22 protein-coding genes are annotated in these 18,701 nt (G+C 52.2%); 6 read left to right on the top strand and 16 right to left on the bottom strand.

The annotated features are described in order from the left end of the window. Positions 1-91: 91 nt before the first annotated feature. On the top strand, positions 92-790 hold the full coding sequence (locus NM686_RS19605; RefSeq protein WP_255189503.1) for an alpha/beta fold hydrolase: 699 nt from the start codon (positions 92-94) through the stop codon (positions 788-790). Here the strand turns inward: NM686_RS19605 and NM686_RS19600 are convergent. Further along, entirely contained in the window at positions 696-1,946 is a 1,251-nt protein-coding gene (locus NM686_RS19600) for an ISL3 family transposase (RefSeq protein ID WP_255187011.1), read from the bottom strand. The two genes, NM686_RS19605 and NM686_RS19600, sit on opposite strands and share 95 nt — an antisense overlap. 91 nt (positions 1,947-2,037) lie before the next feature. Between NM686_RS19600 and NM686_RS19595 the strand changes: the two genes are divergently transcribed. The 4 genes from NM686_RS19595 (at position 2,038) to NM686_RS19580 (ending at position 4,349) form a co-directional block, all read left to right on the top strand. Beyond that, positions 2,038-2,397 carry a lipase family protein gene (locus NM686_RS19595; RefSeq protein ID WP_255190453.1) on the top strand — a complete coding sequence of 120 codons (360 nt, stop codon included), beginning with the start codon at positions 2,038-2,040 and terminating at the stop codon, positions 2,395-2,397. 327 nt (positions 2,398-2,724) lie between these two features. After that, positions 2,725-2,928: a cold-shock protein gene (locus tag NM686_RS19590; RefSeq protein ID WP_255189502.1), complete on the top strand. Its 204-nt coding sequence runs from the start codon at positions 2,725-2,727 to the stop codon at positions 2,926-2,928. A 128-nt stretch (positions 2,929-3,056) separates the two neighbouring features. Then, entirely contained in the window at positions 3,057-3,989 is a 933-nt protein-coding gene (locus NM686_RS19585; RefSeq protein ID WP_255189501.1) for a hypothetical protein, read from the top strand. Between the two features lie 93 nt (positions 3,990-4,082). After that, the gene (locus tag NM686_RS19580; protein ID WP_255189500.1) at positions 4,083-4,349 is read left to right on the top strand and encodes a hypothetical protein; all 267 of its coding nucleotides are present in this window, start codon (positions 4,083-4,085) and stop codon (positions 4,347-4,349) included. Here NM686_RS19580 and NM686_RS19575 read toward each other — a convergent pair. From NM686_RS19575 to hisC, 14 genes are all read right to left on the bottom strand, one after another. Further along, positions 4,346-5,110, bottom strand: a complete 765-nt coding sequence (locus tag NM686_RS19575) for a radical SAM protein (RefSeq protein WP_329959193.1) — start codon at positions 5,108-5,110, stop codon at positions 4,346-4,348. The two genes, NM686_RS19580 and NM686_RS19575, sit on opposite strands and share 4 nt — an antisense overlap. Before the next feature lie 231 nt (positions 5,111-5,341). Continuing rightward, positions 5,342-6,154 carry a formylmethanofuran dehydrogenase subunit C gene (locus NM686_RS19570; protein ID WP_255189498.1) on the bottom strand — a complete coding sequence of 271 codons (813 nt, stop codon included), beginning with the start codon at positions 6,152-6,154 and terminating at the stop codon, positions 5,342-5,344. After that, positions 6,151-7,047 carry a formylmethanofuran--tetrahydromethanopterin N-formyltransferase gene (fhcD, locus tag NM686_RS19565; RefSeq protein WP_255189497.1) on the bottom strand — a complete coding sequence of 299 codons (897 nt, stop codon included), beginning with the start codon at positions 7,045-7,047 and terminating at the stop codon, positions 6,151-6,153. The genes NM686_RS19570 and fhcD overlap by 4 nt, the downstream gene beginning before the upstream one ends. A gap of 9 nt (positions 7,048-7,056) precedes the next feature. Then, on the bottom strand, positions 7,057-7,455 hold the full coding sequence (locus NM686_RS19560; protein WP_269021942.1) for a DUF2442 domain-containing protein: 399 nt from the start codon (positions 7,453-7,455) through the stop codon (positions 7,057-7,059). Between the two features lie 82 nt (positions 7,456-7,537). After that, positions 7,538-7,888: a hypothetical protein gene (locus NM686_RS19555; RefSeq protein WP_255189495.1), complete on the bottom strand. Its 351-nt coding sequence runs from the start codon at positions 7,886-7,888 to the stop codon at positions 7,538-7,540. Positions 7,889-8,395: 507 nt separating this feature from the next. Further along, complete coding sequence (locus NM686_RS19550; protein ID WP_255189494.1) at positions 8,396-10,060, bottom strand: formylmethanofuran dehydrogenase subunit A; 1,665 nt, start codon at positions 10,058-10,060, stop codon at positions 8,396-8,398. A gap of 9 nt (positions 10,061-10,069) precedes the next feature. Continuing rightward, positions 10,070-11,329: a formylmethanofuran dehydrogenase subunit B gene (locus NM686_RS19545; RefSeq protein ID WP_255189493.1), complete on the bottom strand. Its 1,260-nt coding sequence runs from the start codon at positions 11,327-11,329 to the stop codon at positions 10,070-10,072. 10 nt (positions 11,330-11,339) lie between these two features. After that, entirely contained in the window at positions 11,340-11,717 is a 378-nt protein-coding gene (locus NM686_RS19540) for a 4a-hydroxytetrahydrobiopterin dehydratase (RefSeq protein ID WP_255189492.1), read from the bottom strand. A gap of 119 nt (positions 11,718-11,836) precedes the next feature. Continuing rightward, entirely contained in the window at positions 11,837-12,223 is a 387-nt protein-coding gene (locus NM686_RS19535; protein WP_255189491.1) for a ClpXP protease specificity-enhancing factor, read from the bottom strand. Next, positions 12,220-12,825 carry a glutathione S-transferase N-terminal domain-containing protein gene (locus NM686_RS19530; protein ID WP_255190452.1) on the bottom strand — a complete coding sequence of 202 codons (606 nt, stop codon included), beginning with the start codon at positions 12,823-12,825 and terminating at the stop codon, positions 12,220-12,222. The genes NM686_RS19535 and NM686_RS19530 overlap by 4 nt, the downstream gene beginning before the upstream one ends. A 173-nt stretch (positions 12,826-12,998) precedes the next feature. Beyond that, the gene (locus NM686_RS19525; protein WP_255189490.1) at positions 12,999-13,721 is read right to left on the bottom strand and encodes a cytochrome c1; all 723 of its coding nucleotides are present in this window, start codon (positions 13,719-13,721) and stop codon (positions 12,999-13,001) included. A 3-nt stretch (positions 13,722-13,724) separates the two neighbouring features. Further along, entirely contained in the window at positions 13,725-15,122 is a 1,398-nt protein-coding gene (locus NM686_RS19520; RefSeq protein ID WP_255189489.1) for a cytochrome b, read from the bottom strand. Next, positions 15,119-15,718: a ubiquinol-cytochrome c reductase iron-sulfur subunit gene (gene petA, locus NM686_RS19515; protein WP_255189488.1), complete on the bottom strand. Its 600-nt coding sequence runs from the start codon at positions 15,716-15,718 to the stop codon at positions 15,119-15,121. The genes NM686_RS19520 and petA overlap by 4 nt, the downstream gene beginning before the upstream one ends. 134 nt (positions 15,719-15,852) lie before the next feature. Then, positions 15,853-16,941 (bottom strand): histidinol-phosphate transaminase, encoded by a 1,089-nt coding sequence (gene hisC, locus NM686_RS19510; RefSeq protein WP_255189487.1) that lies wholly within the window; start codon positions 16,939-16,941, stop codon positions 15,853-15,855. Positions 16,942-17,120: 179 nt separating this feature from the next. Between hisC and NM686_RS19505 the strand changes: the two genes are divergently transcribed. After that, positions 17,121-17,885 (top strand): hypothetical protein, encoded by a 765-nt coding sequence (locus NM686_RS19505; protein ID WP_255189486.1) that lies wholly within the window; start codon positions 17,121-17,123, stop codon positions 17,883-17,885. A gap of 161 nt (positions 17,886-18,046) precedes the next feature. On the opposite strand, the gene NM686_RS19500 is transcribed toward NM686_RS19505, so the two are convergent. Further along, a complete protein-coding gene (locus NM686_RS19500) occupies positions 18,047-18,352 on the bottom strand; it encodes a hypothetical protein (RefSeq protein WP_255189485.1) in 306 nt (101 codons plus the stop codon). Positions 18,353-18,701: the final 349 nt, after the last annotated feature.

Raw genomic sequence — 18,701 nt, 5'->3', positions numbered from 1 at the left:
AGGCTCCATCGATTTTTTTCAAGCGCCAGTTTCATGTTCAAGCCATTTTGTCTAGACTTTGTGCATTATCACATTCCGGTTCGGGGGCTTTATGCAGCCAAATTTTACCCGCGATGCAGTCTATCACGCCGAACGTTTTCCAGCCTTTGTTGAGCACCAGGCCAGTTGGTGTTTTGATCCCGAGGCCCAAGGGTTGTCGCTAGTCAATGCCTGGTGGTTGTGTAATCTCAGTCATTTGGTTTACTACGATGAAGCGGATGCCGAGCCTGTGCTGCAGCGCATGGGGTTGACTTTGGAAGCCTTTATCGACGATAGAAAGGAGCAAGATAGTCAGGATCAGCCCATCAAGGATACTCAAGCGCTGATCGTATCGAATGACGAAGCGGTTATGCTGGTGTTTCGCGGGACCGAACAGGATGTTTTCAAGGATGTATTGACCGATGCGTACTTCATGCCGGTTGATTTTCCGGGCAGGGGCAGGGTGCATGCGGGGTTTTATCATGCGTTGAGCGGTGATTGCTGGCGCCACATACTGGACGTACTGGAGCGGCCTGGCATCAGGAAAAAGCCGCTATGGATCACGGGACATAGCTTGGGCGCGGCATTGGCGACCATGGCGGCGGCCTATCTGGAGCCGACAGGGGTTTATAATTTTGGCTCTTCCGTATTTCGCGGAGTAGCCCCGACATATAGGGTTATGCATAACCGAACAACCGTCTCCCTTCGATATCAAGCCAGATATGCTGAAACAGGCGGACGGTATTGTAAATGCCAAAGCAGCGTCGTTTGATGCTTTTGATTTTGTTGTTAAGCCCTTCAACAAAGCCACTGGTTTCCCGGCGAATGAAATAGTTGGTGATTTCATTTCGCCAGTTTTGATAGGTTTTGACAAACGCATCAAAGCCCTTCAACTTCAAGACTTTGATATGCTCCATCCAGCGATCCAAGGCTTTTTCGGCCTCAGCCTTATTGAGTCGGCGCTCAAAAATACCCGTCAAAAGCTCCCGTTGGATATAGACTTCTCGCAAAATGGGGGCTTGCTGGAATAGAAAAAGCAAAACGGTTTGCTGATCGGCAGAGAGTTCCATCCAGCGCTTCCGAAAAGCCCACATCGCGCCTTTCAGCTTGGCATAATCCTCGGCAGACAGGGTATTCTTGAGTTTTTTCATTTCCGCCTTGCGGACCTGGTCGGCGCCGTCTCGATAATGCTTGGCGACATGGAAGCGATCAACCACCACCTCGACGCCGGGCAATGTCTCATAGACGGCGTTGCGATACCCTTCATACATGTCCACGCAGACGCGTTGTAACGCGTGTTGCTGTGCCTCGGGAATATTCTGCAAAAAGGCTTTAACCGTTTCTTTTTTGCGGTCGGGCAGCACCGCCAGAATCCGCTTATGGTCCTCGGTATCGATAGCCGACACGATGACCACAAAATCTTGATGCCCTTTTTTCAAAGCGATTTCATCCAGTCCCAGCAAGCGAATGCCTTGGATGGCAGACCAATCAACTTGTTGGGCCACGTGCCGATTGATAATCCCTTCCGCCGCTTCGGCGCTGATGCCGTGCTTCACGTCCATGTCGGTCACGCTGCTGTTGATCAATTCACGCAATATCCACTGCTCATACGCTTTGGTATGGGGGCTTTTCCAGTTATACCAGCCACATTGTTGCGTGGTCGTCGGACCTTTGGGGCAGTCAGGGCATCGATAGCGCTTGGGGGTTAGCTTGATCCAAACCGGCCGATCGAAAATCGACAAATGACGCAAGGTGATTTCTCTGCCATAGCCATAAAACTTATCGATCCTCTGGCCGCATTGATGGCAGGTTGCACTGGTTAACGTACTACTGACCGTGATGATGAACTCGCCTTTGGCGGTGGTTTCAACTTTTTCGATACAAACATCAGGTATATCCAGCGGTATTTGAAGTAGCGACTGTGTCATCACGATACTCCAGCGTTAAATTGTCGACCTTAGCAAAACTCACTGTGGCAGGCAAAGACTATAGCACTACATGTAGTGGTTTCTCCGCAAAATACGGAAGAGCCATAATTTTGGCTCGCCGCGCGTGGGCGATGCGGCATTTTGCGCCAGCCTGGCCGGGCTGAATTTTCAGCGTTTCGTCAATTGCAGCGATGTGGTTCCTCAAGTCCCGTTGAAAGTTTGGCTGGGTTTTCAGCATACCGGTACCCTGCAATATTTCGATGCGGGCGGTACGCTTTATACGCAACCGGGCAAGACGTTTATCGAACGCGATCGGTTTAAAGCGCGCTGGCTATATCCCTTACAAGCATGGCCCGTGCCTTTGTTGAATGACAACTGTTTGCTACGCAGCTTTGCCGATCATGCCGTGTTGAACTATGCCTATGGTATCTGGAAAAATTTGCGCACGTAGCATTGGCGATAAAGCGATTGTCCATGCAAAATGCCGGCGTTTGGTCCGCTGGCGGCTGTAACCGAAAACTGGATACTGTAGGCGAGTATGGTTTTCGGGAGGTTTTTAGCGGGATTGGGACCGATTGTCGCTATATTGTGTCGCCGTATTTTAATTGTTAGGGCATGGACGGGAACGGTTTTCGCGGGTAGCCTTGGCAAATAAATCACAGTACAATTGCGCCGCTCAGGCTAAATAGATGTTGACTAATAGCGCTGCCGCCACGGGGCGGATTATCCAATATTGTTTTCTGAGTCACACTTAGTTTTATTTTGTAGGAGTTTTAAGATGGCAACAGGCACAGTCAAGTGGTTCAACAACACCAAGGGTTTTGGTTTCATCGAGCCTTCCGAAGGTAAGGAAGATGTTTTTGTTCACCACTCGGTGATTTTGGGCGAAGGATTCAAGACTTTGTCCCCTGGTCAATCCGTTGAGTTTGATATTGAGTCTGGTCCAAAAGGATTGACAGCTGCCAACGTTCAGCCTAGATAAGCAATAGAAGCTCCACAGAAAAAAGCCCTTGAATTCAAGGGCTTTTTTTTGCCTGCATAAAGTTGGGGTGCTTATCCATCAAGCAGGCTATAATCGAAATCATCCTAAAACTACCCCTCCTGGCAGCTATGGCACGCGACTTTTCATCGTTAAAAAATCTGGATATTCCGGTCAAGGTATTGTTCACAGGCTATTTGACTACCGTTGCGGTGGGTTATCTGATGGCCTTGATTCAGATTTTGTTTACTCACGGTATGGCGGATGGCAAGTTCGGCTTGTCGATAGACGACATCGTTTACAGTTATTACGGCAACCGTTCCGGTACCGTGATGGAAACCAAACTGAACGGTTCGATGAAGGAAAATGCCTCGGAGCACGAACGTTTCGTTATCATACAATGGGTGCGCGACGGTGCCGAGGAAGACGAATATGCCGAATCCGGCGTCGAAAAGATCATTCAGGAACGCTGCGTGATGTGTCACAACAAGGAATCCTCATTGCCGGATTTCACTGATTTCAAAGTCCTGAAGTCGCTGACCACGCAGGATGAAGGCGCGACCTTTGGTTCCTTGACCCGGGTTTCGCACATCCACTTGTTCGGCATCAGCTTTATCTTCATGTTCGTGGGTTTGATTTTCAGTTTTGCCGAAACCAGTACCGTCAAATACAAATCCATCGCCATCGGCATGCCGTATTTGTTTTTATTGGTGGACATACTGTCGTGGTGGCTAACCAAGCTGCATCCCATGTTCGCGATTTTGGTAATCCTGGCCGGCGCCGGCATGGCGATTTCATTCGCGTTCATGTGGATGGTTTCGGTGGCGGAAATGTGGGCTTACGACAAAGTATTTCTCGATGCCAACGGTCAGCCTCGGCCGCAGTGGAGCGCATTAGTTGAGGCAAAATTGAAGCAGACAGGCTGCGATAGCGCCGTGTCGGTGGGCAAGCGCGTCTGTTGCATGGGTAAATCGGCCACGATGCGATTATGGCAACAATTACTCGAGCGCGGCCTGCCGCGGTTGAAGCAGTTGTTGGAAAAAGTTTTGCAAAAGAAACCTTAATGGGCGATGTGACAGGGTTTGCAAAACCGTAAACCCTATTTGAGTTTTTGGCGGAATTGGTCGATAACGGGATCGTTATTCCGGAGGTGTGAGATGAACATAAACCCATTATCCAGCGCGACCAATCTGATCACGTCGGCACAGCAAAAGGCGGACACGGCCGCGCAAACCATTGCGCGAATGCCGATACAAGATCAGGAAGTAGGGGGCAGCGGCGAAGCGTTTAAAGCAAACGATGTCTTCAAGCCCGTGTTAAGCCTGAAGGAAGCCGAATTCGAAACCAGTGCCGCCGTCAAAGTCATTCAAGCCGATAAAGAAATGCAAGAAACCATCGGCAGCTTGTTTGACGAAAAAGCTTAAGGATTGACGCTGACATCATAGCCAAGCGCTTTGATGTCAGCCGCAAAGGCCTCCATTTCCTCGGCATCAGCCGGATTTAGCTCAGCGGCTTCAGGCTGAAACGATTGCCGGGCGATGCTGTAAAGCATCACTTGTTTTATCTTGGTTCGTTGTTTTAGCAACTCCGCCAAAAAATCCAGATACATCTTTTTTTCCCCGGCCGACCAAGCTTTATCCTTAAAATGCAGCATGCAAGTCTGCAGCTTGGTATTACACAGCTCGGCAGCGATTCTTAAATTTTCCAACAGTCTTTCCTGGCTTTGTTTGGCATTGTTTATCAGGCTGCGCCCTTCTGCCGTCGCACTGTCCAGCTTGAACCACAATTCACCGTTGTAGTGCGCCAGTTCATGTAATCCTGCTTGGACGTCGGGTTGATGTAGCAAACTGCCATTCGAGATCAATACAAACTTGCTGTTTTGAAATAGGTTAAAACGTGTAGCGATTTCGCCAATCAACCTAACGACCTTGGCAAATGGTTTAAGGCTGGTAGGCTCGCCGTTGCCAGAGATGGCGATATCCTTGATGATTCGTTGCTCTACGGGAACATTGAATTGATCAAAAAAATTGCCCTGCGTTACGGAAAGCAGGAAAAATGTGAGTTCTTCTTCCAGCAAAGCAAAATCCAGATCAGGGGCTGTGCCGCGCTGTAAATTGGGCACCTGACAATAAATGCAGCGCCAGTTGCAGGCGTTGTTGGTGTTGAAATTGACACCTATCGACAAGCCGCCCGCCCGCCGCGATATGACCGGATAAATGTATTTGAGTCCGGCAATGTCCCGGGCGTGGTTGGTGGTGGTGAGTTGAGGCGTCATCGAGCAGACTTTGTTTTTAAAGCCATCCGTCCACGAAAAGCACGAAACACACGAAAATAATCAGCCAATAACTGAAAATTTTCGTGCTTCCTTCGACTTCGCTAAATACAGGTTTTGTGTATTTCGTGGACCAAAAGATTGTTAAATGCGCACCAAAATCTCGCCGCGTCCCGTTTCCGCCATGTCGCCACCATAGCGGCGTACGCGGTTGAAAGCAGCGCTGGTATCGGCAAATTTTGAATTCAACGATTTGAACGAGGCGAAAAACATCGGCAAAAATGCCAGAGTATGTGAGCCGCAGTCGTTGAATGTCGCGGAAAGTTGAGGCTGATTCCACAGCAATAGGGTGCCGCGGCGCATCGCGTAGCCGGCGTAACGGCCGACAGTGCCCATCACCGCTATCGTACCTGCCACCATGCGCGAACCGCAGTAATCGCCGGCATTGCCTTCGATCAGAATCTGGCCGCGGCGCATGTGGTCGCCGGCGCGCTGGCCGACGTTGCCTTTCACCAGCACTGTACCGCCTTTCATGCCTTGCCTGTTGCCGGGCAGCGCGCCGCCCAAGAAATCGCCCGCGTCGCCTTCGATTTGAATCAGGCCATTTTTCATTTCGCAGGCCGCATACAAACCGGCATCACCGCTGACGTTGATCGTACCTGCCTTCATCTGCATGCCAAGGTAAGCGCCGGCGTTACCTTGTACGCTGATGCTGCCGCCGTTCAACTCTTTACCGATGAAATCCAGTTTATCGGTACTGTCGGCAATCAATATGTCCTGGGTATTGCTGCCGTTGATGTAAAACAATTGATCGACGCGCAATTTGCGTTTGCCGCATTGCAATTCGATGGCGGCGATGGTGTCAAGATCCAAGCCTTCCAGGTTTTGGCACACCAGCGGCGACATGTCGACACGCTGGGCCGGCGGTGCGATCAGAGTGAATGTCAACGTGGTCATGCCATGATCTCCTGCAAGTGAAAGTGAAACGGTCCCAATTTACCGCCGTAGTTGCCTGCGCTGATGCGTTTGATGCCGTTGGCCGCTCCCAAGTCGCATACTGCTTGAATGCCGACCCGCATCGCCTTATCGATGTCTTCTTTCGTCAATCCGTCGATGACGATTTCCATGACCGATTCGATTTCCGGTGACAGGTCGGTCTTGGTGACGCCTTTTAATGTAGGGCAGAAGGCGTCGTTGGTCGATGCGCCCAAGGCCTTGTATTTGGAACCGACTTTGGAGCCTGAACGCACCACGCCGCCTGGAAAAGGCATGATCACGTTGGGAATTTTTTTCATTTCCTCGATGGCCGCTTCACATGCTGCCAAGGCTTGTGGTTGCGATTCGGCCAGCACCAGGAAGTTGCCACCGCCGACCGCATCGACCATACCCGTGGTGGCTTCGGTTAGAAACTCGCCGTCCATGACCGGTACGCGCCAATAGCGTTTACCACCGATTTTTTTGGAAATCTGGAAGCCGTCGCCGAAATAACGCAGATTTTTACCCAGAGGAATCGGCTTGCCGCCTTCGATGCCGGCGAACAGCGCCGAGGTCGGCGAGGTCAAAACGCATTGGCCGGCACGGGTTTCAAGTTGCTTGGCCAGGCCTTTTCCGCCCATCGCGTAAATCATGATGGCTACGCCGGGACGTCCGTCTGGGGTTTCTTCGGGTGACAATACTCGTTCGATACCTGCCTCGCAGCCGCATGCGATTACGGATGTCGCAAATCCGGTCATGGCTTGCGCGGAAATCATCGCCCATTTCTCGTTATGGGCGGTGATGATGGCTCGCGTCGCCTTCATTGGAAAGGCTTCAGCGAAGGTTTTGTCTATGGTTACGCCGTTAATAATCATGGGGGGTACTCATTGTTCAGTCATCTTTTCAGGTTGAAACCAATCCACTCGTTTACTGGTAGCTCGTTCATAAAGCGTTTCGGGCGAAACATCAAAGCCGCAATCCCAAACCACCGTCGCCCAGTCGTCCAAGCGAAATAATTTGAAGTTATTGGTATCTCGTAATGGCGAAGCGGCGTCGTACTTAAACACAATATCTTTTAAATCAACATCGCCCGATTCACCCGTATCAAAAACTAAATTCAATCGATAGGCTTCAAGATATTTGGCTGCTTTTACACTAATAATCATATTCTTATACCAAAGGTTTGATTTTGGCTCTCCCAGATTTGCTGTGGTATCTGATGGTATCGGTGATAAATTGAAATTTGCATGACTCCATGGATTTTTAAATCCTATCAATTTCATATGCTTACGCATGCAACCGATAGCTCAATCAACTTTAAAATGGTATCGATTGACCATTGCCACGGGAAATCTTGGAGAGCCTTTAATATTCCTTGTTGTTAAGGTTTCTGCAGGCGAGATAGCCCATTATCGAACCCCATGTGACCATGTACAGGCCGTGCAAAATAATTTCTAAATTCAGTCGATAGGCTTCAATATAATAGTCGTACAAATAGTCCAGAAGAGCTATGACTAATATTACTTTAAGCGCGCTTGTGAATTTCAAGTGCTGTGCATAGAAAGCATTGATGCCCAAAATAAAAAAGCCGAGAAAAAAACGGATTGCAGCATGCATTCCCCAATCCCAATTCAATAGCGGCATTCTCAACGTGGCCATATTGACGAAATAAAGACCTATCAATCCTATTGCAAACACCACCCAAAAAACTTTCATAACTTTATATCTCCGTTAAAATCGAAAAAGAGGTTGGTGTCATTTGAGATCATCTAGGTGCTCACGAAATGCGCCGAAACATTAAGCCGTTTCAGGCTTCTTGTTACATAGGCAATTCAATCATGCCGGATAACAAAATTCTAAATTTGTATTCCGCCTCTTTTTCAAGAACTGCAAGTTCGTATAAATATGAAAAACAGCCTTGTCAACAGCGTTGCAGTGACCTTGGGTGCTAGCTGCATAAAGGGCGCGCCGTACCTTTATGAATACAGTTATCGACGACTTGAGGGGCATGCGCTTCGTGCCGTACGCTGCTCATATCCCACTACTCAATTTAAGCAACAAAGCTGTAATTAATGCAGTTTGAAGCAAACCAGTCCCCTCGCTATCCAACGCATCCAATCCTAATTAGTCTCGGCGATTTTTAATTCCATCCGTATAAGGTGTCTTTCGAATCCTGCTTATTGACTATTTCCTCTGCATAAGTACCGAAAGCCGGCGATGTCATTAGACTACGCTCTGCAACGGATGCGCCGTCAAACTGCCGCGTCCGTCTTCGCTAATTTCGTCGTCGCTGATTTTAAAGTTGCCCAGTTTCATGGTCAGGTATTTGTCGAAATAAGGCTTCAAGTCGTTCTCGATAGACAAGTCGTATTCAGGCTTGACGATGTGAGTGGTGCCCCAGGTGACCTTGACTACCTCGCCGTCCTTGACGACCAGTTCGCCGTCCTTGAATACGTAATCCGGCTTGGTGAACATCGCCTGTCTATCGGCATTTTCGGTGTAAACCGTGATGTCTGCCCAGTTGCCGGTGCTCAATGTGCCGCGGTCTTTCAAACCGATGATCCGGGCCGCGCCGGCGCGGGTCATGATGGCGATTTCGTTCAAGGTGTATTCGCGTTCGATCGAGGCCAGCGTCGTCATTTTTTGCGCTTCCGGATGTATGGTCGCCAGCATGTCGTTGCGGAAGCTTCTATCCATCAACAACCGAATCAGATGCGGATAGCTGGTGAACGGCGCGCCGTTGGGGTGGTCGGTGGTCAGGAAAATCCGCCACGGGTCTTCGACCAGCAGGAAGATTTCCAGGCCGATGGCCCATTGCAGGGCGTTGACGAAGTTCTGGTCGCGATACTTGAACGGCACTACGCCGCAGCCGGCATCGCACTCGATGTCCATGCACACCCATTTGTTCGGGCTGGCGAACTTGTGGTTGGCGTGCTGGCGCATGTTGTCGCCGGATGCGGTGACGGTCTGGCCGAACAAAATCTGGCCGACGTCGGCCGTGATGTTCTTATTCTTGTTGATGGCTTCGGCGATTTGCGCGGCGCCGGACGAGAATTTGAAATCGCCCTCGGTGCCGTAGCTGTGGAACTGGATGTGGGTCAAATGCATCGGCAGGCCGTCGATGCCTTGAATGGTATTCAAGGTGGTATCGACGTTGCCGGGCACGCCCAGGTTGCAGCCATGTACGTGCAGCGGATGAGTGATGCCCAGTTCCTTGACCGCGCGTGCCAGGGTTTGCAGCACTTGGCGCGGGGTAACGCCGTAATGGGCGTTTTGTTCGTCCAAATCGAGTTTACGCTGGTTGAATTTGAACGCGTTGATACCGCCAGCGTTGACCACCTTGATGCCTATGCCTTTGGCCGCAGTCAAGGTCCAGGCCACGTAATCGTTGACGGCTTTCTGGTCTTTCTTGGCGGTCAGCATGCGCAGCAAGAAATCGTCGCTGCCCAGCATCACGTAGCCGCCTTTATCGATGATGGGGGTGTCGCCCATTTCCATGTGCGCCTGGCGGGCGTTGATCGGCAGTACCGCCGGTTCGAAGCAGGCGGTGTAGCCCATTTCCGCGTAGCGATAACCGGTGACGAAGCTGGACGGCATGGCATGGCCGGTGCCGGAGCGGGTCAGGTGAGTGCGATGTACCGGGTCGGCGCGGTGGTCTTCCGGCAACAAGGTACGAGCGATGTTGCCCTTGCCGCCGCCGATATGGGTGTGCATGTCGATCGCGCCGGACATCACCACCTTGCCGCGCAAATCGTATTCCTGATCGACCGGGCGGCCGTCGGTCGGTGCATCGACGATGCGGCCGTCCTGAATGTAAATGTCGAGTTGTTGGCCGTCTATGCCGCTGGCTGGGTCGTAAACGGTGCCACCTGTGAGTTTTATCAGCATGTCGGTTTCCTAAAGAGCTTGTTCGATGGCGTGCAGTACGTCGGCGGTGCTGGGCAAACCGGCGTCGCGCAGTTTTTTCAGTCGCAAAGCCACTACGCTGTCCATGCGATACACATGACCGGCATGATCGATGCCTGGTGTGCCGATCGGAATGAAGACGTCGGGTTCTTGTTCGAATTGCATGCCCGAACGGCCAATCACTATGGTCGGCAACTTGGTTTGCGGTGGCGTCGCCGCCGAATTGTAAGCATGTACCCATAGCAAAGCATCGGCTTCGCCGTTGGCGATCATGGTCTGGCTATCGTAAAGAAATGGGTCATATTCTGGATAGCCTCTGGCGAAATTGATTCGGGCTGGGTAGCCGGTCGTCCAGCCGCAAACCTGATTGGCCGTGTAATCGCCATCCTTGCCGCCCAATGGCAAGCCGGAACAGCGGGTATCTTGCAAGTTGATGTCTTTGACGATATTGCAGATCGTTTGTACGGTCAGTTCTGCATGATCGAAGGTTAACTTGCCGCCACTCCATAGGACAACGCCATAACGTGCGCTGCGTAATTTCTCGGCTATGGCTTGTAATTCAGTAACCGTAATATTGCCGACCGTTTCGACTTGTATGGGACGATTCTTAATCAATGCCGATAGCACGGCGACAACGTCGGGTAAATCCGCATCTTCACAGGGTATTACGCTAGGGCTTTTGCCTGATGGCGATGTCGCAGCCTTGCCTGTCGGCGTTTTGCCGAGATAAATCACTTCACGCTGGTCGGTGCTTTCAAGGAACATCGAGTGTTCGTTCCACAGGAAGTGTTCGAAAAAACGCGGTGCAAATACTTCAGGGTCAGTGCCGATGATCAACAGCAGATCGCAGCGGTTCTTCACCTCTGACAGAGTGGTGTTCATCCAGCCGGAGTCCTGCATCGCCAGCAGATTGCGTCGGGCGGCGTTGAAATTGATATTGTCGACAACGGCTCCGGTTTTGTCGGCCAAGGCCAGCAGGGCGCGCATGCCGTTCACGTCGGTCGCGCAGCCGCCGATGACGGGTTGCTGGGTGTCGCGCAGGATCTCGGCGGCTTTTTGGATTGCTGTTTCTAAATCCGTTTCTTGCCCGGCGATACGCGGACTGGTATCGCCAATCGCTTGTTCGAACGCCGGTGTATTGACCGCGCAACCGTTGGCGGTGACTTTTAAATGGATGCCGTCCACCTGAATGCTCAGGTCGTCGGTGCCGATACCGCAGAACGGGCTGGGTACCTCGGTGATTTCAGTCATCGTGCTGTCCTCAATCTTTTTTGATGTATTTGAAACGGGGATCGTCGGGCGTGCCTTCGAAGACGCCGGCGGATTCGGTTGCGGCATCCCATAGCACGACTTCTTCGATTTTTTTGGCCAATGCAAAGTCCTTTTCGGTAACGCCTTTGGCGGCATGGGTGACCAGTTTGACGATCACGAAGGCATAGGACACGGTCAAGTCCGGATGATGCCAGGCTTTTTCCGCCAAATGGCCCACGGTGTTGACGACCATCAACGTGGCTTTCCAGCCGCTGGTCTTGATCTTGCGGCGTATCCAGCCGTTTTCATAATACCAATGCGGTAGTTCGGTTTCGAGCCGAGCCATGATTTCGGCGTCGGACATCGGTGCTTGAATGTCATGAGTCATCGGCATTACTCTGCGAATAAATGATGCCGCATTCTATCGCAATTGCTTTGCCGATGTCTTCAGGGGCGTGGCGGTCGCTGAGCGGGCATGCGGCACCCGTTCTCTGCGCGGCATATTCGCTACTTGACCACTCTGAGTTGTGGTTTGTGCGCTGGTTTGGTTTCGGGTTCGGGCGGCGGTGGGGGCTCGTCGTCTATTTCTTCCGGGTCGAACACCATGCCTCTGCCATTTTCTTTGGCGTAAATCGCCAGGATGGCTTGAATGGGTGCGTTGATGCGCATCGGCTTGCCGGAAAAACGGGCGTTGAATTGGATTTCATCGTTGCCAAGCATCAGTCCTTGAATTGCTTCGGGGCGGACGTTCAATACGATGCGGCCGTCTTCAACGAAGTCCATCGGCAAATTGACGCCGGGATATTCCGCATTGACCAGCAAGTGGGGAGTCAGATTGTTGTCGGTGATCCATTCATAGATGGATCTAATCAGGTAAGGTTTGAGAGGTGTCATTTGCTTGTTGGCATGAGTTCTTTTTCTTCACGCGTCAGGCTGTCTTGAAAAGCCTTGCGCGAGAACAAACGGTTGGCGTAAGCGGTGATGCCTTTGCCTAGGCTGGTAATCTCTATGCCGATGCTGGGCAGGCGCCACAAGAACGGGGCCATCGCGCAATCGATCAACGAATATTCTTCACTGCAGAAATAAGGCGTGGCTTCGAAAGCCGGCGCGGCGGCCATCAGGCTTTCCTTGAGCATTTTCTTGGCTTTGGCGGCTTTCTTGTCGCCGTGAATCTGTACTTCTTCCAGCAAAGGGTACCACTCACGGTCTATGCGATTGATGCGCATGCGGGCATTGGCGCGCGCGATCGGGTCCATTTGATGCAGTGCCGGATGGGGAAAACGCTCGTCCAGGTATTCCATGATGATGCGCGCATCGAATAACACCAAGTCTCGTTCTATAAAAGTAGGCGAGTTACCGTGCGGGTTGAGTTCAATCAAATCTTCGGGGGGGTCATTAGGGTCGAAATATTCTATGTCGGCTGGGACGCCTTTTTCATGGACGACGAGGCGGACACAGTGACTCATGATGCAATTCGCGGAGGTAAACAGAATCATTGCGGATTTTCGGCTGGTGATGTTTGCCACGAAGAATAACCTCTAATAATAAACAGAGTTCAAAACCGGGCGGATTGTACCATGGTTGCTCATGGATTTGGGGGAGGCAAGGCCAAGCCCAGCAAGGGTTTTAGTGAAGGCGGGGCGCCGATTGGCGCCCCGTTTTGAGAGGGCTAGTGAACGTCTTTCCAGTATTCTTTTTTCAGCAGATAAGCCAGCGCGATGAACATCAGGATGAAGAACAGCACATATTTACCCATTTGCTGTCTCTCCAGTTGCACGGGTTCGCCGACATAAACCAGGAAATTCACCAAGTCGTTGACCAGTTTGTCGAACTCCTCCGGCGATAATTGTCCTGCTTCCACCAGTTTCAAGTCCGTGATGACTTCCTGGCCGTCGACGATTTTGGTCACGGCTGTTTGCGTGCCCTGCAGTTGCCAAAACACGTTAGGCATCGCTACGTCTTTGAAGATGGCGTTGTTGACGCCGGTAGGCTTGCCGGGTTCGCTGTAGAAGCCCTTCAGGTAGCTATACAGCCAGTCGGCGCCGCGCGAACGGGCGATCAGCGACAGGTCGGGTGGTGTGGTACCAAACCATTTTTCCGCGTCATGGCCGTTCATGGCCGAGTGCATTTGGTCGTAAATGCCCGCACCCAGGGGGGCGACGTTTTTCAGGATCTCGCCTTCATCCAGTTTCAAATCGAGGGCGATGCGTTTGTAACGAATATGCTTGGCCGAGTGGCAGCCTAGGCAATAGGTTACGTAATGCTTGGCACCTCGTTCGAGCGAGGCGCTATCCGATAGGTCGATGTCGGCCGATTCCAATTCGATGCCGCCGCCGCTCGCGCCGGCAGTCAAAGGCAGCAACAGTAAAAGGGTGTAAAGAACTTTTTTCATGACTTAATCCAGGCTCTCTTTCAAGTTTTTGGCAAAACGAATCAAGACGGCTTTGATGCCTGCATAATTCGGTCTTCTTTTGACAACGGTTGAGCCCAATACGCCCGGCGTGGTTTCGGTCGTGACCACTTCATCGACCAAAGCCTTCAGTGCTGGAATGCGGTCTTCCAGGGTCGGTTGCTCTGTCAGGCGTTCCGGCACCGGTTTGGTTTTTTCCCAGCGGGTGTAAAGCGGCATCAGCAAGAAGAAGCCAAAGTAAATAGCAGTCAGGATACGGGCAACGGTGGTGGCGCCGGGCGTGGCCGGTTGCGTGCCCAAGTAGCCCAAGCCCAGGAAGGCAATCACGAACAACAGTACGGCTTTTTTGAAAATGCCGCCGCGGTAGCGGATCGATTTGACCGGGCTGCGATCCAGCCAAGGCAGCATGAACAACACCACGATGGCGCCGCCCATTGCGATGACGCCGGCGAATTTATCCGGTACCGCGCGCAGGATGGCGTAGAACGGGGTGAAATACCAGACTGGCGCGATATGTTCCGGGGTTTTCAAGGGGTCGGCCGGGATGAAGTTGGCGTGTTCCAAAAAGTAACCGCCCATTTCCGGCATGTAGAAAATGACCGTGGCGAAGAAGAACATGAATACGCCGACGCCGACGATGTCTTTCACGGTGTAGTAAGGGTGGAAAGGGATGCCGTCTACCGGGTGTCCTTTCCAGTTCAGGTTTTCCTTGATTTCGATGCCGTCAGGGTTGTTTGAGCCCACTTCGTGCAACGCGACGATGTGCAGAAACACCAGAATCAGCAGCACCAGCGGCACGGCAATGACGTGGAAGGCAAAGAAGCGGTTCAAGGTGGCGTCGGCTACCACGTAGTCACCGCGAATCCACAAGGACAATTCGTCGCCCACCACCGGAATCGCGCTGAACAGCGAGATGATGACTTGCGCGCCCCAGTAGGACATCTGTCCCCAAGGCAGCAGATAGCCCATGAAGGCTTCGGCCATCAGACAGACGAAGATCAGCATGCCGAAGATCCAGATCAATTCGCGCGGTTGCTTGAACGAACCGTAAACCAGGCCACGGAACATGTGCAGGTAGACGACGATGAAGAACGCCGAAGCGCCGGTGGAATGCATGTAGCGCACCAGCCAACCCCAGTTGACGTCGCGCATGATGTATTCGACCGAGTCGAACGCCAGTTTCGCATCCGGTTTATAGTTGATCGTCAATAAAATGCCGGTGATGAACTGGTTGACCAGGACAAACAAGGCCAGCGAACCGAAAAAATACCAGATATTGAAGTTTTTCGGCGCGTAGTAATGCGCCATGTGTTCGTTCCACAAATCGGAGATTGGGAAACGCTCCTGCAGCCAGTTGCTGCATTGATTCATTCTCTCTTTCATGCTGCGCTTGCCTCGGTGTCTTCGCCAATGATGATCAAGGTGTCCTTAACGTAACGGTAAGGAGGGATCTCGAGATTGGTAGGGGCGGGTACTCCACGGTAGACCCTGCCGGCAAGGTCGAACCAGGAGCCGTGGCAGGGGCAAAAGAAACCGCCTTTCCAGTCTTCGCCTAAATCGCTAGGAGCAATTTCAGGGCGGAACGTTGGCGAGCAGCCAAGATGGGTACACAGACCAACGGCGACAAAAATTTCCGGCTTGATAGAGCGCAGCGAGTTTTTGGCGTACTCGGGCTGATTGGATTCGTTGGACATGGGGTCAGCCAGTTTGCTGTCCAAGGTGGACAACGTGGAAATGACTTCCGGGGTACGGTTTAAAATCCAGACGGGCTTGCCGCGCCAAGCAACGCGGATCAATTGGCCCGGTTCCATCTTGCTGAGGTCGACTTCAACAGGGGCGCCGGCGGCCATGGCTTTGGCGCTGGGTTGCATTTGGGAAAGAAATGGGACGGCCAGGTAGCCGGCCCCGACGGCCCCAACCACCGATAGCGCGGTGGTTAGGAATTGGCGCTTTGAAGTATCGACGCCTTCTTGAATCATAAGTATCGCTCCTGTTGCATGATGATGCGGCTGAGCTGCATCAATTATTATAATTTTCGCGCAAATATACCTTACAGTCCCTGACTATTGAAAGCGTTATTGCGATGGAAATGAAGTAATCCCGGCAGGATTGTCTAGGGCGTATTATTCAGGGCGTACTGCAGTGCTGCAAGGAAAGCCTGGTTTTCTTCCGGCTTGCCTATCGTCACCCGCAGGCAGTTGCCCATCAAGCCGCCCTGGGATGACAAATTCTTGATCAAAATGCCTTGCTGTTTCAACGAGTCGAACACGGCGTTCGCTGATTTTTCCAGGGTTTTGAACAGGATGAAATTCGCTGAACTCGGGTAGGCCTTGATGTCATGAATCTTTTGCAAGGCGGCTAAAACTTCAGTGCGTTGCTGGCAAATCGTTTGAGTCTGTTCCAGCAAAAATTGTTGATGCTCCAGCGCAAAGCGGGCCGTTTCTTGGGTTAGGCAGTTGATGTTGTAAGGCAGGCGTATTTTATTCAACTGCTCCAGGATGGACTTATCTCCGGCGAGAAAGCCCAGGCGCAAGCCCGCCAAACCCAGCTTGGAAACCGTGCGCATGACCAATAGATTAGGGTGATGAGGCAGTTGATCCATGAAACTGGCATCGGCGAAGGGGGCATAAGCCTCGTCGACCACGACCAGGCCAGGAGCGGCCGCAAGAATCTGCTTGATGGTTTTTGCATCGAACAAATTGCCGGTCGGATTGTTCGGATAAGCCAGGAAAATCAGAGCGGGTTGCAGGCTGGATATGGCTTCCAGCATGGCGGGCATGTCCAGCTCGAAGCTGTCAGCTAAAAGTGGCACGCCTTGATAGCGCAGCCCAAGGCTGAGGGCGATTTGTTTGTACATGACAAAGCCGGGTTCCGGTGCGAGTACGGTAGCGTCGCTAGACAGAGCCATTTGCAGAATCTGGATGATTTCATCCGAGCCATTGCCCAATAAAATCCCCGCTTGTTCCGGTATTTGATTGCTTTGACGCAAGGCGTCCGCCAAGGCTTTGGCTTCCGGGTCCGGGTAGCGATTCATTGGGCAATCTTTCAAATGCTCCAGCCAGGCTTGCTGAATGGCCTCGGGCCAACCGTAAGGATTTTCCATCGCATCGAGTTTAATAAAATTGCTGGCATCGGCGACATGATAGGCCGACATGGCGAGAATTTCGGGGCGGAATAGGGATGTAAGTGGCTGGTTTGGCATGTTGAAAAGTTGCGGGTCGGGCGCGACCAAAAAGGCGATTGGCGTAATTTAAACAGGGGGCGGATTTTAACAAAGAGCGGGATGAAAGCCTAACCCTACCCTAGGGCAGAATTGGTTATTTTGGTCCCCCCCCCCTTCGATCCCGCGCGGCGCTGGCCAAAGTCAAGGACAAGGTCGGCTTGCTGATCATCTTGCACGACCACCAGGCCAAGGGCCAGTTCGTGGACATGGCCCGGCAAATGTTGGCCTTGGGCCTGATAAGCGCCGTGGAACTGGATTTGCCGGCTAAGTTTCAGGGCGTGCCGGGGCCTCAAATCGATTGGCGGGAGATAAAAACCCACGTCAACCGGGCGAGCATGCGGGACTTGACCCAGGCCATCATCCCGGCGCTGGCCAGGGCGGAGAGTCGGCCGGTGATCGCGGTGGACGACCTGACCACGCTGACGCCCACGCAAATGGCGTTCTGGCTGGCGATTTTCGACCATGCCCAGGTCATCGGCTGCGCCTCGGAGAAAAAGGCCCGCGTGCGCAAGCTGTGGTGGAAGATGAAGGAAATCGCCGTCAAACCGTTGCCGCCGCCGGTGATCCGCGAGATTGTCAGGAAGTACATCGAGGCCAAGGGCGTACTGATCGAATCGCCGGATTTGTACATCAGCCACGTCGTCAAGCAGTCGGGCGGGGTGCCGCAGGCTATCCATGACATGCTGGACGAGTCCGGCAAGGAACGCATCATCGACAAGCGCAAGGTGCGCGAGATGCGCCACGATGCCGGGGTGTTTTATCTGGATTTCACGCCGCTGGTGATGATACTGGGCGCGGTGATCGTGTCCATGCGCTACGTGGGCATGGGCACCGGCGACAAGACGCTGTACATCATGGGCGGGCTGGGTACGGCCTTGTTCCTGACCTTCCGTTACTTCGTGTTCAAAGGGGTAGGGCGGTGAGTCAAAACGGCATCATAAAGGAGCCTTTTTAATGCCTGTTATGTGCCAAATGGGTATCGTTTTGACGCCGGAATTGCTTCAAGCCCTATCCATTGGCCGCATCGAATTTGAAAGTAACGCTCATGAAGGCTGTGCATCGCCCCGGCAAATGAAAATAGTCTTCAGGGTAAGGTTGCTTGCCGGACAGGTCGCCGTGAATACATCCATGTAGGCTCGACGGCGGCATCCTTGCCGCCGACGCCTGTCCAACAAGCAACCGCACCCTCACATTTTGCTACTTTCAGAGTAACAAAAAACGTGGCGTTAGCGTAGTCGGTGATCAACAACAAAATGCCTTCCTTTTTAGGGTCGTAGTCGGTAAGCATCTCTTTCAGTTCCTTCACCGAGGCAGGATCATCGAACATGCTAAGAAGCTCCCCTTGTGTTTTATAGTCCGTTTTATCGGGGAACCTGTTGGCTATAACCATGCTGGCATTTCCGGAAAGAAACCGCCTTTCGTTATCGCGTGTGAAACCACCGAACCGTAAGGAAGATCAGCGGCGAAATATAGAGACGCCAATTGGGTTAACGATCCCTTGGTCGTGTTGGATGATACCGTTTTAATGCCTTAAAGGCATATTTGGGGTATAAAAAAGGCTCCTGAAATGAGCCTAATTGATGTCATCAACAGGTTAAAAATATCCGCGATCAATCGTCATCAAATTCGGTAGGGCGGATAAGGCGTTAGCCGCGTCCACCGGATGAGAGTGCATCTTGGTGGATGTGCTAATCCTCCCTGCGCATTGTTTGGCTTCTCAATCCAGCGAAATCGGGAAG

This window comes from Methylomonas rapida (assembly GCF_024360925.2).
Lineage (GTDB): Bacteria > Pseudomonadota > Gammaproteobacteria > Methylococcales > Methylomonadaceae > Methylomonas > Methylomonas rapida.
This window is presented reverse-complemented; position numbering and strand designations above follow the sequence as displayed.

Excerpts from the sequence above, each read along its gene's own strand:
- NM686_RS19605 (WP_255189503.1), top strand. The coding sequence starts at position 92 with ATGCAGCCAAATTTTACCCGCGATGCAGTCTATCACGCCGAACGTTTT.
- NM686_RS19600 (WP_255187011.1), bottom strand. The coding sequence starts at position 1,946 with ATGACACAGTCGCTACTTCAAATACCGCTGGATATACCTGATGTTTGT.
- NM686_RS19590 (WP_255189502.1), top strand. The coding sequence starts at position 2,725 with ATGGCAACAGGCACAGTCAAGTGGTTCAACAACACCAAGGGTTTTGGT.
- NM686_RS19585 (WP_255189501.1), top strand. The coding sequence starts at position 3,057 with ATGGCACGCGACTTTTCATCGTTAAAAAATCTGGATATTCCGGTCAAG.
- NM686_RS19580 (WP_255189500.1), top strand. The coding sequence starts at position 4,083 with ATGAACATAAACCCATTATCCAGCGCGACCAATCTGATCACGTCGGCA.
- NM686_RS19570 (WP_255189498.1), bottom strand. The coding sequence starts at position 6,154 with ATGACCACGTTGACATTCACTCTGATCGCACCGCCGGCCCAGCGTGTC.
- fhcD (WP_255189497.1), bottom strand. The coding sequence starts at position 7,047 with ATGATTATTAACGGCGTAACCATAGACAAAACCTTCGCTGAAGCCTTT.
- NM686_RS19560 (WP_269021942.1), bottom strand. The coding sequence starts at position 7,455 with ATGAAATTGATAGGATTTAAAAATCCATGGAGTCATGCAAATTTCAAT.
- NM686_RS19555 (WP_255189495.1), bottom strand. The coding sequence starts at position 7,888 with ATGAAAGTTTTTTGGGTGGTGTTTGCAATAGGATTGATAGGTCTTTAT.
- NM686_RS19550 (WP_255189494.1), bottom strand. The coding sequence starts at position 10,060 with ATGCTGATAAAACTCACAGGTGGCACCGTTTACGACCCAGCCAGCGGC.
- NM686_RS19545 (WP_255189493.1), bottom strand. The coding sequence starts at position 11,329 with ATGACTGAAATCACCGAGGTACCCAGCCCGTTCTGCGGTATCGGCACC.
- NM686_RS19540 (WP_255189492.1), bottom strand. The coding sequence starts at position 11,717 with ATGACTCATGACATTCAAGCACCGATGTCCGACGCCGAAATCATGGCT.
- NM686_RS19535 (WP_255189491.1), bottom strand. The coding sequence starts at position 12,223 with ATGACACCTCTCAAACCTTACCTGATTAGATCCATCTATGAATGGATC.
- NM686_RS19530 (WP_255190452.1), bottom strand. The coding sequence starts at position 12,825 with ATGATTCTGTTTACCTCCGCGAATTGCATCATGAGTCACTGTGTCCGC.
- NM686_RS19525 (WP_255189490.1), bottom strand. The coding sequence starts at position 13,721 with ATGAAAAAAGTTCTTTACACCCTTTTACTGTTGCTGCCTTTGACTGCC.
- NM686_RS19520 (WP_255189489.1), bottom strand. The coding sequence starts at position 15,122 with ATGAAAGAGAGAATGAATCAATGCAGCAACTGGCTGCAGGAGCGTTTC.
- petA (WP_255189488.1), bottom strand. The coding sequence starts at position 15,718 with ATGATTCAAGAAGGCGTCGATACTTCAAAGCGCCAATTCCTAACCACC.
- hisC (WP_255189487.1), bottom strand. The coding sequence starts at position 16,941 with ATGCCAAACCAGCCACTTACATCCCTATTCCGCCCCGAAATTCTCGCC.
- NM686_RS19500 (WP_255189485.1), bottom strand. The coding sequence starts at position 18,352 with ATGGTTATAGCCAACAGGTTCCCCGATAAAACGGACTATAAAACACAA.